This window comes from Ruegeria sp. CDSC079, assembly GCF_059610505.1.
The window spans coordinates 1-12,987 of the sequence record NZ_JBXWNT010000014.1 but is presented as its reverse complement, the minus strand read 5'-3'; the positions used below and the strand labels follow the sequence as shown (position 1 = coordinate 12,987).

The 12,987-nt window shown below is 58.5% G+C and carries 10 protein-coding genes; 7 read left to right on the top strand and 3 right to left on the bottom strand.

The window, feature by feature from the left end; all coding sequences use genetic code 11:
• Positions 1 to 94 precede the first annotated feature (94 nt).
• On the top strand, positions 95 to 850 hold the full coding sequence (locus tag AC2FIC_RS19915) for a class II aldolase and adducin N-terminal domain-containing protein (RefSeq protein ID WP_142637575.1): 756 nt from the start codon (positions 95 to 97) through the stop codon (positions 848 to 850).
• A gap of 12 nt (positions 851 to 862) precedes the next feature.
• Positions 863 to 1,852, top strand: coding sequence for a sterol desaturase family protein (locus tag AC2FIC_RS19910; RefSeq protein WP_496693078.1), 990 nt, complete (start codon positions 863 to 865; stop codon positions 1,850 to 1,852).
• Here the strand turns inward: AC2FIC_RS19910 and AC2FIC_RS19905 are convergent.
• On the bottom strand, positions 1,849 to 2,790 hold the full coding sequence (locus tag AC2FIC_RS19905) for a GlxA family transcriptional regulator (RefSeq protein WP_496693077.1): 942 nt from the start codon (positions 2,788 to 2,790) through the stop codon (positions 1,849 to 1,851). The two genes, AC2FIC_RS19910 and AC2FIC_RS19905, sit on opposite strands and share 4 nt — an antisense overlap.
• A gap of 77 nt (positions 2,791 to 2,867) precedes the next feature.
• On the opposite strand from AC2FIC_RS19905, the gene AC2FIC_RS19900 reads away from it, so the two are divergent.
• Genes AC2FIC_RS19900 through AC2FIC_RS19890 form a run of 3 tightly spaced genes read left to right on the top strand, consistent with a single transcriptional unit; the run spans position 2,868 to position 6,819 of the window.
• Entirely contained in the window at positions 2,868 to 4,028 is a 1,161-nt protein-coding gene (locus AC2FIC_RS19900; protein WP_281973960.1) for an acyl-CoA dehydrogenase family protein, read from the top strand.
• Positions 4,025 to 6,043 (top strand): acetate--CoA ligase family protein, encoded by a 2,019-nt coding sequence (locus tag AC2FIC_RS19895; protein WP_496693134.1) that lies wholly within the window; start codon positions 4,025 to 4,027, stop codon positions 6,041 to 6,043. The genes AC2FIC_RS19900 and AC2FIC_RS19895 overlap by 4 nt, the downstream gene beginning before the upstream one ends.
• A complete protein-coding gene (locus AC2FIC_RS19890) occupies positions 6,040 to 6,819 on the top strand; it encodes a carnitinyl-CoA dehydratase (protein ID WP_281973956.1) in 780 nt (259 codons plus the stop codon). The genes AC2FIC_RS19895 and AC2FIC_RS19890 overlap by 4 nt, the downstream gene beginning before the upstream one ends.
• Before the next feature lie 6 nt (positions 6,820 to 6,825).
• Here the strand turns inward: AC2FIC_RS19890 and AC2FIC_RS19885 are convergent, their stop codons facing one another.
• Positions 6,826 to 7,458 (bottom strand): class I SAM-dependent DNA methyltransferase, encoded by a 633-nt coding sequence (locus AC2FIC_RS19885; protein WP_496693133.1) that lies wholly within the window; start codon positions 7,456 to 7,458, stop codon positions 6,826 to 6,828.
• A gap of 89 nt (positions 7,459 to 7,547) precedes the next feature.
• On the opposite strand from AC2FIC_RS19885, the gene AC2FIC_RS19880 reads away from it, so the two are divergent.
• Positions 7,548 to 8,393, top strand: coding sequence for an SDR family oxidoreductase (locus AC2FIC_RS19880; protein ID WP_496693132.1), 846 nt, complete (start codon positions 7,548 to 7,550; stop codon positions 8,391 to 8,393).
• Positions 8,394 to 8,397: 4 nt separating this feature from the next.
• On the opposite strand, the gene AC2FIC_RS19875 is transcribed toward AC2FIC_RS19880, so the two are convergent.
• The gene (locus tag AC2FIC_RS19875) at positions 8,398 to 10,017 is read right to left on the bottom strand and encodes a GMC family oxidoreductase (RefSeq protein WP_496693131.1); all 1,620 of its coding nucleotides are present in this window, start codon (positions 10,015 to 10,017) and stop codon (positions 8,398 to 8,400) included.
• A 428-nt stretch (positions 10,018 to 10,445) separates the two neighbouring features.
• On the opposite strand from AC2FIC_RS19875, the gene katG reads away from it, so the two are divergent.
• The gene (katG, locus tag AC2FIC_RS19870; RefSeq protein WP_496693130.1) at positions 10,446 to 12,647 is read left to right on the top strand and encodes a catalase/peroxidase HPI; all 2,202 of its coding nucleotides are present in this window, start codon (positions 10,446 to 10,448) and stop codon (positions 12,645 to 12,647) included.
• Positions 12,648 to 12,987: the final 340 nt, after the last annotated feature.

Genomic DNA, 12,987 nt, shown 5'->3' with positions numbered 1-12,987 from the left:
CAGCTTATGAAATAGGCGCGATTTTTTCGTTGGTCAATTTTTTCTACTGCGGGCACGATTTTCCAATCAAGCAATCCGCTGACAGGAGACGGAAATGAGCGTTGCCAGCTTGCGCCCCAATATTGACCATTGGCCTGAACGTGTGGATCTGGCGGCTACATTTCGATGGGCTGAACGTCTGAATATGCACGAAGGGGTCGCAAACCATTTTAGCTTGGCGGTGAATCAGGACGGCACACAATTCTTGATGAACGCCAATCAGATGCATTTTGCACGAGTAAAAGCATCGAACCTGCTTTTTCTGGATGCCAAAGACGCTGATGTCATGACCCAACCCGGCGCACCGGATCCAACTGCATGGGGCCTGCATGGTTCGATTCACCGGCACTGTCCTCATGCCCGCTGTGTAATGCATGTGCATTCCATCTTTGCCACGGTTCTGGCCTCGTTGGCCGACAGCACATTGCCGCCGATCGATCAGAACACCACTACGTTTTACAACCGTTATGTGGTCGATCACGAATTTGGTGGACTTGCTTTCGAAAGCGAGGGGGAACGTTGCGCAACCATGCTGGCAGACCCAAAAAAGAAAGTCATGATCATGGGTAATCATGGGGTTTTGATTTTGGGTAGTAACCCGGCAGATGCCTTTAATAGACTCTATTATTTCGAACGCGCTGCTGAAACGTATATCCGTGCCTTACAGACGGGCCAACCCCTGCGCGTTTTGTCAGACGAGATTGCGGAAAAGACCGCGCAGGAGTTGGAAGATTATCCCGATCAGGCCGAGGCACATCTGCGTGAGATCAAAGCGCTGTTGGATGCTGAAGGCTCGGATTACGCAAGCTGACGAGATACCCAGATGACGGATTCTGATCAAAATCCCGAAGCAGCCCGCTGGCACTATCACCCTCAGGGGCCGGTGGCCTTGAACCCGTTGTTCAACTGGCCACCCCGCCCATCAGCGGTGTTGAGGTGGTATGGTGGCGCGTGGCTGCAAATTACTTCTCTGACGCTGTGCATGGGGCTTGCTGCAACGGTCTATGTGCTGTTTTTCCTGGGTTTAGAGACGATGAAGACCTTTCAGCCCGGCTGGATGTTCCGAATCTGGTTGCTGAACATGGTGCCTCAGATTCTGGTCGCGGGCGGGCTGCATTGGTGGCTGTACATGCGCAAAGGGCAGGGCATGTACAAGAAGTTCGACCGCCGGGATCTGACCCGGGACAACGGGACCTTCACTTTTCGCAATCAGGTCTGGGACAATATCTGGTGGACCCTGGGCAGCGCCATGAGTGTCGCCACGATTTACCAATGGGGGATCTATTGGGCGATGGCCAATGGCTATGTGCCCACGGTCACATGGTCCACCGCGCCGGTCTGGTTTGTGGTCTGGATGTTGCTCATCCCCATGTGGTCGGGGCTGCATTTCTATTGGGTGCATCGACTAGAGCATCACCCGAAACTCTACAAACACGTCCATGCCGTGCACCACCGGAACGTTAATATCGGGCCGTGGTCAGGAATATCAAACCACTGGTTTGAGAACCTGTTGTACTTCACCACTTATTTCATTCATCTGGTCGTGCCGTCGCATCCAATGCATCTCTTGTTCCACGCCTATTTCCAGCAGGTCAGCCCTGTGCTGTCCCATTCCGGGTTCGAAAAGCTGAAAGCCGGAGAGACCGAGGCCGCCCGTGCGGGCGACTTTTTCCACCAGCTGCATCACCGGTATTTCGAGTGCAACTACGGCACCTCCGAGATTCCGTTCGACAAGTGGTTTGGCACTTATCATGACGGTTCTGCCGAGGCGACGACGCGGACGCGGGCTTATAAAAAGCAGATGTATACCTAGTCGACCCGTAGGGCACGGGGGGTGATCCCGAATTCGGCCCGGAAGGCGCGGGTCATGGCGCTGGGATCGTCGTATCCGGCCCGCAGGGCGATCTCGCTGACAGTCAGGTCGGTTTCTGCCACCAGCTTCCGCGCCAAATTCAGGCGCAAGCGGCGATAGACCTGAGCCGGACCCGCACCCAGTTCGGCCTGCATTCGTGTCGACAATGCCTTGTGTGAGCGCCCGACCTGTCGGGCGATATCCGTAATGGGCAGCGGGGTTTCAAGATTTTCCTGCATCAATGCCAAGGCCTTGTTCACATACCCACTGGTTGCCCCGACCCCTCCGGAATGCGACCGAGCGGAATCGCGGGTCATGAACAACTGCGCGACTTCCAGTGCCAGTGCCTGCCCGTGGTCATGACCGATAAGATGCAACACAAGATCAAAAGCTGCCATGGCGCCGGAACAGGTAATGCGATTCCGGTCTAGGACATACCGCTCGCGCCGGGCGTCGATCTCGGGGAACCGCTCGGTAAAGCCGGTCAGCTCTTCCCAATGGATGGTGGCGCGATACCCGTCCAGCAGTCCGGCCAGCGCCAGCAGCCAGCTTCCAGTATCCAGCCCAGCCAGAACGTCATAGCGATTTGCGGCGGATCGCAATCCGGTCAGCGTCGGCCAGCCGCCATGCGCGCGAAACCCATATGATGGCATCACCATCAATGTACCGCCGCGGGCAGATTGCAGTCTTGCGTGCGGCGTAACCTGCAACCCCGAGGATGATGTGACCGGCCCTTCTGTCAGCGACAGGAATTCCCAGTCATACAGTTTTCGTCCAGCCAGCGAATTGGCCGCGCGCAGGGGTTCGACGGTGTTGGCAAGGCAATGGTTTGAAAACCCATCAAAAAGCAGAACCCCGAATTGCTGCATCGCGGCAGGCGATTTTGTCCATTTTCGCATGGTTAACGTCTATTTCTGCACGATGAACTTTGCAACCCGGGCCACGATATCGCAAGCCCCAGATGTGGAGACCGCAGATGCAATATGGCCTGACCGACGAGCAAGAGATGATCGCCGCGACTGTTCGCAGTTTCGTCGAGAAAGAGATCTATCCACATGAAGAGCTGGTTGAACGTACCGGCGAGGTTCCGCAGGAAATAGCGGATGAGATCAAGCGCAAGACAATTGAATTGGGTTTCTATGCCTGCAATTTTCCCGAAAGCGTCGGATGTGCCGGGCTGAACCATCGGGAATTTGCACTGGTCGAGCGCGAACTGGGTCGGGGATCGATGGCCTTGAACCACTTCTTTGGCCGTCCGCAAAACATCCTGATGGCCTGCGAGGGCGAGCAAGTCGAACGCTATCTGATGCCCGCAGTTCGGGGCGAAAGGATGGATGCACTGGCGATGACCGAACCAGGTGCAGGTTCGGATGTGCGTGGTATGAAATGTGCCGCAGTTCGAGACGGCGGAGATTGGGTCGTCAACGGGACCAAACATTTCATCTCGGGCGCGGAGCATGCCGATTTCATCATCGTTTTCATCGCGACGGGTGAAGATCAGACGCCAAAAGGTCCAAAGAAACGGATCACAGCCTTTCTTGTGGATCGCGGCACGCCGGGATTCACCATCCGGGACGGGTATAAATCGGTCAGCCACCGGGGCTATAAGAACATGGTCCTGGATTTTGACGATTGTCGCCTGCCCGACAGTCAGGTGTTGGGCGAGGTCGATGGCGGGTTCGAGGTGATGAATACCTGGCTATATGCCACCCGCATCACCGTGGCGACCATGTCGGTCGGACGCGCACGTCGCGCCTTTGACTATGCGCTGGACTATGCAGCCACGCGTGAACAATTCGGTCAGAAAATCGGCAAGTTCCAGGGCGTGTCATTCCAGATCGCCGATATGATCACCGAAATCGATGCCGCTGACCTGTTGACGCTGGCAGCGGCCGACCGGCTGGACAAAGGGCTGCCTGCAAACCGCGAGATTGCCTCGGCCAAGCTTTACGCCTCCGAGATGCTGTCGCGGGTGACCGATGCCGCGATTCAGGTGCATGGCGGCATGGGGCTGATGGACGATTACCCGCTGGAACGGTTCTGGCGCGATGCGCGCGTCGAACGCATCTGGGACGGTACCAGCGAGATTCAGCGTCACATCATCAGTCGTGAGCTGTTGCGGGCACTTGGCGCATGACAACGGCGCTGGCACGGGCGTTGAACCCAAGCTCCATTGCCGTGATCGGTGGTGGGGCTTGGTGCGCGTCAGTCATTCAACAGGCGCGCAAGTTCGGGTTTCAGGGCGATATCTGGCCGGTCCATCCCAAAGCCTCTGAGGTGGCCGGAGAGCGCGCTTTTGCGCGGCTCGAGGATTTGCCCACGGCCCCGGATGTGGCCTTTGTGGGCATCAATCGTCATGCAACAATCGAGGCGGTTCAGGCGCTGGCAGCGATCGGGGCAGGGGGTGCGGTTTGTTTCGCGTCGGGGTTCACCGAGGCGCGAGCCGAGGATGATTTGGGCGCGGATCTGCAGGACCAGTTGATAGCAGCCGCCGGGGAAATGCCTGTTCTGGGTCCCAACTGCTATGGTTTCGTCAACGGGCTGGATCAAGTCGCAGTCTGGCCGGATCAGCATGGGATGCAACCGGTGGAACGAGGCGTAGCGATCCTGACGCAAAGTTCGAATATTGCAATCAACATGACCATGCAACGCCGGGCCCTGCCGCTGGCGTTCATGCTGACCTGCGGGAATCAGGCGCAGACACATCAGGCTGACGTTGCCTCAACACTTCTGGACGACGACCGGATCACCGCTATCGGTGTTCATATCGAGGGGTTTGGCGATCTGCGAAAATGGGAGGCTTTGGCCGACAAGGCACGCAGCCGGGGCATTCCGGTTGTTGCCCTGAAGATGGGCCGCTCCTCCCATGCGCAGGCGGCGACGATTTCGCATACCGCGTCTTTGGCAGGTGGTGATGCGGGCGCGCAGGCGTTTCTGGACCGGTTGGGAATCGCCCGGCTGGACGACATTCCCAGCTTTTTGGAATGCCTCAAGCTGTTGCATGTCACGGGTCGGTTGGACGGCACCGGGTTGAGCACGATCAGCTGCTCGGGTGGTGAGGCCAGCCTCGCCGCCGATATGTCAGAGGGGCGTGATCTGCATTTCCCCCCCTTGACCGAGGCACAGAAAACTGACCTGCGGGCGGCTTTGGGCCCAATGGTGGCGTTGGCGAACCCGCTAGACTACCACACCTATATATGGCGCGATACCGAAGCGATGACCCGCGCGTGGTCGGCGATGACCGGGCCGGAACAAGCCATTACCATTGCGATTGTCGACTATCCTCATACCGACGCATCGGATTGGGAATGTGCCACCCAAGCGGCGTTGAACTGCGCCGCCCAAACCGGGCGACCTTTTGCCGTTGCCGCGACCCTACCAGAACTTTTGCCAGAGGAAGTGGCGCAGCGCCTGCTGGTCGGCGGTGTGGTGCCTTTTGCCGGTCTGCATGAAGCCTTGGCTGCGGTTGAGGCCGCCGCGCGGCCGGTTGCGGCACCGGCTGATCCGGTACTGTTGCCCTCGCAGGCTGAGGCAAACCATGTCTTGACCGAAGCAGAGGCCAAACGGGCGCTGGCAGATCATGGTCTGCGGATTCCTCAATCCGTAGTGACGCGTCCGGACAAGGCTGCGCATGCTGCATCGAATCTGACGGCTCCATTCGCGGTCAAGGGCGTCGGGCTTGCGCATAAATCCGAACACGGTGCGGTGCGCCTTGGCGTCGGCTTGGACGATCTGAGCGCGGTTGCGACCGAGCTTGGAACCGACGAAGTTCTGATCGAAGAGATGGCCCAAGGCGGTGTTGCCGAGTTATTGATCGGCGTCACCCGTGATCCGGCCCATGGCTATGTTCTGACGCTAGGGGCTGGAGGCGTGCTGACCGAAATTCTGCGCGACAGTGTTTCAGTGCTGATCCCGTCATCCCGGGACGCGGTCCGTCAGGCGCTGGGCAAGCTGAACTGTGCGCCGTTGCTGGCGGGGTATCGCGGTAAACCGGCGGCGGATACCGAGGCGATCCTGAATGCAGCCGAGGCTGTGCAAGCCTATGTTATTGCCAATGCAGCCCATGTCAGCGAAGTTGAAATCAATCCACTCATCTGCAATCCCGATGGCGCTGTGGCCGTGGATGCTCTGATCCGAAAGGCACGTATATGAACCCGGTTAAAACCAAGCGCGATGGCGCGATTCTGCAGGTCACTCTGGACCGACCCAAGGCAAATGCCATTGATCTGGCCACCAGCCGAATCATGGGTGAAGTGTTCCGCGAATTCCGCGATGATCCAGAGTTGCGCGTGGCCATCCTGACCGGTGGTGGCGAAAAGTTCTTTTGCCCGGGGTGGGACCTCAAGGCCGCCGCGGACGGAGACGCCGTGGACGGGGATTATGGAGTCGGCGGTTTTGGCGGGCTGCAGGAACTGCGGGATATGAACAAGCCTGTCATCGCTGCGGTGAACGGGATTGCCTGTGGTGGCGGGCTGGAACTGGCGCTGAGTGCGGATATGATCATCGCTGCAGAGCATGCCAGCTTTGCCCTGCCCGAAATCCGGTCGGGCACCGTGGCTGATGCGGCCAGTGTAAAGCTGCCAAAACGCATCCCCTACCATATCGCGATGGAACTGCTGCTGACTGGCCGCTGGTTCGATCCGGTTGAGGCAAAAGGGTGGGGCCTGATCAACGAGATCGTCCCAGGTGATCAGCTTTTAGACCGGGCATGGGAACTGGCCCGTTTGTTGGCCAGCGGCCCCCCGCTGGTTTACGCGGCGATCAAAGAGATCGTGCGCGACGCCGAAGATTCCAAGTTTCAGGATGCCATGAACCGGATCACCGGGCGGCAGTTGCCGACGGTGGACATTCTATATGGTTCTGAAGACAACCTCGAAGGCGCGCGCGCCTTTGCCGAGAAACGCGACCCGGTCTGGAAAGGGCGCTGAGCGGGTTCAGATCTTCTCGAACATTGCGATAAGGGCGGTATCGTCCCGGTTGGGCCCGGCAGACAGGTCGCCGTAGATTCGAACTTCGGGCAGGGACAGGTTTTGTATCTGCCCATGGGCGAGCTGGTGCAGTGCGTCAGCAAATCCCAGAGATTCGTAGTGTTTCGCGTTAATCGACAGAGCGAATTGCGCGCCTGTCCGGGCCACGTTCAACAGCGCGGGCAGGGCCTCGGGGCCGAGATGGCCATGGGTAAATGTGCCCGAGGACACAATGCCCGAATAGCTGTCGCGCGGCACCGGGATGCCCTGGTTCAGGTCAGCCTCAATCGCGTCGCGGTAGATGTCTTTGCGCAGGGCCTGATCCAGCATCTCGGCGCTGATATCGGTGGCGTCGATCGGACCAACGCCCAACCCGGCCAGTACCGCACCGCAAAGCCCGGTGCCTGCACCGACATCCAAAACCGGACCCTGTCCCCCGGCGCTGACAAAGGCGCGGGCGGTGTGGATATGCAACTGATAGTCCTCGCGCGCCGCAAAACCGTCATCATAGTCGCCGGCCCATTCGGCATAAAGCCGTTTGTGGTCCTCGGGGCTGTCTAGCGCATAAGCTGCATGCAGGTCGGGCGATTTTGTACTCATGACTCATGAAAGGCGTATGTGGGGATTCGAATCAAGTATCCAGTGGCGGGTGCTTGCATCTTGGACCATTGGCGATCATCAAGAAGGATATGGTTAAGACACTCTTTTCATTCGGTCACGGATATTCGGCGCAGGCCCTGTCGCGGCATCTTGAACCGGCGGGTTGGCGCATATTCGGAACTACGCGCGATCCGGCGCAATCGGGTGCGGTCCGGGCATCCGGTGCCGAACCGGTGATCTGGCCCGGTCAGAAGGTTAATTTGGACGGGGTAACACATCTGTTGATTTCGACCGCGCCGAATGCGGGCGGAGATCCGGTGCTGGCGGCGCTTGGCGACGAAATCGCTGACCGCGCAGGTCAGTTCGATTGGGTCGGATACCTTTCCACAACCGCAGTCTATGGGGACCACGAAGGCGGGTGGGTGGACGAGGCGACCCTTCCTTCACCAATGGCCGAGCGCGGCAGGTGGCGCGTCCGGGCCGAGACACAATGGCAAGACATTCCGGGCCTGCCCGTCCACATCTTTCGCCTTGCCGGGATATATGGCCCCGGGCGCGGCCCATTTTCCAAACTTAAACGGGTGGGAATGCGCCGCATAATCAAACCGGGGCAGGTGTTCTCGCGCATCCATGTAGCGGACATCGCGCAGGTGCTTGCGGCGTCGATGGCATCGCCGAACCCGGGTGCGATTTACAATGTCTGTGACGATGAGCCGGTGCCGCCACAGGATGTCATCGCCTATGCGGCTGAACTGCAAGGCCTGCCTCTGCCCGCTGCGGTTCCGTTCGACCAGGCCGATATGTCCCCGATGGCCCGAAGTTTCTATAATGAAAACAAGCGGGTCAGGAATGACCGGATCAAGGATGAACTGGGTATCCGGCTTTTGTATCCGGATTACCGCGCTGGACTGCAGGCCCTGATGAAGGACGGCTGAGCCCTTATCGGGCGGTGGCTTTGATCAGGTCCGCGGCTTTCTCGGCGATCATGATGGTTGGGGCGTTGGTGTTTCCCGAGACCAGAGTCGGCATGACCGATGCATCGACCACGCGCAGACCCTCGATCCCGCGCACGCGCAGTTCGGGGTCAACCACGGCCATCGTATCCACACCCATTTTGCAGGTTCCGACCGGGTGATAGATCGTATCGGCGCGAGCGCGAATATGGTGCTCCCAATCCGCATCGGTTTGAGCGTCATCCATGCCGTACATCGCTTTGTGCCGGAATTTACTGAAGGCCGGTGCGTGCAGAATGTCCTTGGTCATACGCGCGCCCTTGATCAGCGTGTCCAGATCGCGGTCATCGGACAGGTAAGCCGGATCAATGGCCGGAGCGGCAAAGGGATCGGCGCTGTGCAGCCCGACCGTGCCACGGCTTTCGGGGCGCAATTTGCACACATGGCAGCCGAACCCATAGCCATAATGCAGCTTCCTTGCATGATCATCGGCCAAGGAAATGACGAAGTGCAGCTGGATGTCGGGGCGATCCAAATCCGGGGAGGTTTTCAGAAACGCGGCGCCCTCGGCAAATGGCGTGGCCGCCATCGACTTACCGGTCTTACGCCAGCGCCAAATATGCCCTGCCAAATTCAATGCGGCAGCGGCACCGATGCCGAATGTGTTGGTGTCCCGGGTTTTATAGAGCAGCGTAAAATCCAGATGGTCCTGCAGGTTCTTGCCAACGCCCGGCAGGTCGTGCCGCACCTCGATCCCATGTTTGACCAGATCATCAGCGGCACCAATCCCGGATAGCTGCAACAACTGCGGAGTTTGAAGTGCACCGGCGCAAACCAGAACCTCGCGTCTGGCGGAGACGGTGATATCCGCACCTTTGGCCTTTTTCCTGTATACCACACCGGTGGCCCGCTTTCCTTCAAAGGTCAGCTCTTTGGCATGGGCGTCGGTAATGACCGTCAGGTTCGGGCGGTCCATGACCGGAAAGACATAGGCCGCCGCTGCCGAGCATCGCTCGCCATTCTTCGAGGGGTCGTGAAACTGTGTGACCTGATACAGACCAACGCCCTCGTTATCGCCCCGGTTGAAGTCCCGGCTTCGGCGGTGCTGCATCTGTTCGGCGGCCTCGATAAAGGCAAGTGTGATCGGGCGCGGCTGTTTCTGGTTTGACACGTGCAGAGGGCCGCTGTCGCCGTGATGGTCGTCGGCGCCATCTTCGTTATGTTCGGACATCTTGAAATAGGGAAGGACGCTGTCCCAGTCCCAACCGGCACAGCCCAGTTCAGCCCAGCCATCATAGTCCTGACGCTGACCCCGGACGTACAACATTGCGTTAATCGCGCTGGACCCGCCCACCGTCTTGCCGCGCGGCTGATATCCTTTGCGGCCGTTCAGCCCCGGTTGGGCCACGGTTTCAAATGCCCAGTTGTTGATTTTCGGCCGCCCCGGCAGCGAGGCCACTGTTGCCGCGGGCAATCTGGTAAGCATGCCGTTGCCGCCGTTTCCGGCTTCAAGAAGGCAGACACGTATTCCAGGATCTTCGCTCAGACGACCGGCAAGAACCGAACCGGCGGATCCTGCGCCGACAATTACATAGTCAAATTGCATTCAGACTCCAAAAATTTTCGGAACCGGCAGTCAAATACGCCGGTCAATCTGTATTAGGCGCGGATCCGAACAAAAGAACCCGCGCTCGTGTCGTTCATAAAGACAGTGGTCGCATACGGATGAAAAACAAGGGCTGTGGTCTGTATGTGACCCAAGGTTATTCAGGGATTTGAAAACTGCTCCCATTGCGCGGGATCCGGGGATGTTCTCCTCATAATTATTTCCTATGGTTTTCATCATTAAACAAAACTTTTATGCATGAATGCAATTTGCTATTTCTGACTAGGTCAGGACTTCAGGAATACCGATACCCTTGCCAGATGCTCAGTGTATTTGGATGGGGAAGACGAGTCTTGAATCTGTGTTCTTGATTACCACGAATTTCACTGCGCAAGATCGCCGGATATTAGCTAGGATTGGAGACCGATATGGACGGAAGTGATAACCCCAAAGCAGGCGGATGCCCTGTGATGCACGGCGCTGGAACCCGTTCCAACCGGGATTGGTGGCCGAACCAGCTAAACCTGTCGATCCTGCACCAGCACGGAGCAGCTTCGAATCCTCTTGGTTCGGATTTCGACTATGCCGAAGAGTTCAAAAAGCTGGATATGAAGGCGCTGAAAGAAGACCTATATGCGCTGATGACCGATTCACAGGAGTGGTGGCCGGCGGATTATGGCCATTACGGCGGTCTGTTCATTCGGATGGCCTGGCATAGTGCAGGCACCTACCGGACGGCAGATGGCCGTGGCGGGGCCTCGACCGGGAACCAGCGTTTTGCGCCGCTCAACAGTTGGCCGGACAACGGTAACCTCGACAAGGCGCGTCGTCTGCTGTGGCCGATCAAACAAAAATACGGAAACCAGATTTCCTGGGCTGACCTGATGATCCTGGCAGGTAACTGCGCCATCGAATCCATGGGTGGCAAAACCTTTGGTTTTGCCGGCGGCCGTGCCGATATCTGGGCCCCCGAAGAAGACATCTATTGGGGAACCGAGACAGAATGGCTGGCCCCGACCGACAATCCGCAGAGCCGGTATTCCGGTGAGCGCGATCTGGAAAACCCTCTGGCCGCAGTGCAGATGGGCCTGATCTATGTAAACCCTGAAGGTCCGGACGGAGAGCCCAACGTTCTGGCTTCGGGTCGTGACATCCGCGACACCTTTGGCCGGATGGCAATGAATGACGAGGAAACCGTTGCTCTGGTTGCTGGTGGTCACACCTTCGGCAAGGCGCATGGCGCGGGTGATCCCGATCTGGTCGGCCCCGAACCCGAAGCCGCCCCGATCGAAGAGATGGGCTTTGGTTGGATCAACAAGTTTGGGTCCGGCAAGGGTGACGATACCACCACTTCAGGGGTAGAGGGCGCCTGGACCGCAAATCCGATCCAATGGGATAACGGCTATTTCGACCTGCTGTTCGGATATGACTGGAACCTGACCAAAAGCCCTTCGGGCGCGTGGATTTGGGAACCGGTGAATGTCAAAGAAGAAGACATGGCCCCGGCGGCGCATGACGCGTCGAAGAAGGTCAAAACCATGATGACCACCGCCGACATGGCGATGCGCATGGACCCGATCTATGGTCCGATCTCAAAGCGTTTTCACGAGAACCCGGAAGAATTCGCTGACGCTTTCGCCCGTGCATGGTTCAAACTGACCCACCGCGACATGGGCCCGCGCTCGAATTACATCGGCGAGGAATCTCCGGCCGAGGAACTGCTGTGGCAAGACAATGTCCCCGCCGTGGATCACGAGCTGATCGGTGACGCGGATGTGGCCGAGCTGAAGGCTAAGATCGCGGCCACAGGCCTCTCGGTGTCCGAGCTGGTTTCGACCGCATGGGCTTCGGCCTCGACCTTCCGCGGCTCGGACAAGCGCGGCGGTGCCAATGGCGCACGTATCCGTCTTGCTCCGCAGAAAGACTGGGACGCGAACGAACCGATGAAGCTGGCCAAGGCACTGACCGCGCTTGAGGGCGTTCAGGCGGCGTTCAACGGCGCACAATCCGGGGGCAAGAAAGTGTCTCTGGCCGACGTGATCGTTCTGGCTGGTAATGTGGGTGTCGAACAGGCCGCCAAGGCCGGTGGTCAGGAGGTTGAGGTTCCGTTCACACCTGGCCGCACCGATGCGACGCAAGATCAGACCGATGTGGACAGCTTTGCCGTGCTCGAGCCCGAGGCCGACGGCTTCCGCAACTATCAGAAGACGGATTATTCGGTTTCACCCGAAGAGCTTCTGGTCGACAAGGCCCAGCTGCTGACCCTGTCGGCGCCGGAAATGACCGCATTGGTTGGCGGTCTGCGCGTGATCGGAGCCAACTTCGGTGACACCAAGCATGGTGTGTTGACCGACCGCGTTGGCACGCTCAGCACCGACTTCTTCACCAACCTGCTGGACATGGGCACCGAGTGGAAGCCCTCGGGCAAAGGCGTCTATGAAGGTCGGGACCGCGCCAGCGGTGAGGTCAAGTGGACCGGTACTCGCGTCGATCTGGTCTTCGGCTCCAACTCGCAACTGCGGGCTCTGGTCGAGGTTTACGGTCAGGCAGGCGCAGAAGGCAAATTTGTCTGCGACTTCGTCTCGGCCTGGAACAAGGTCATGAATGCAGACAGGTTCGATCTGAAGTAAGCCTGCGACCTTCGCAGAATTTGCGCCGTCCGAGGAGACTCGGGCGGCGTTTTGTTTGCCCCGGTTCCGGGCGCATACCCAGCATTGGGTACGATTCCGCCCAAGGGCTGTTCTTTCCCCCGTTCTGTGCGGTCCGTTACCGGTTCGGAAGAGAGAATTGTTAAGCTAACTTGTTGTTTTCATTAACATAGAGAAGTTTCTGTTAAGAAATGCAAAGTTTTTTCAGATTGGGGGTTGCAGGTCCCATACCTAATCCGTAAATACCCCTTCACCGGCGCTGCTGAGGCGCTTGTGACACACTGGAGAGACGGTGGGACGGGTTGGAGAGACGGCCGGACGC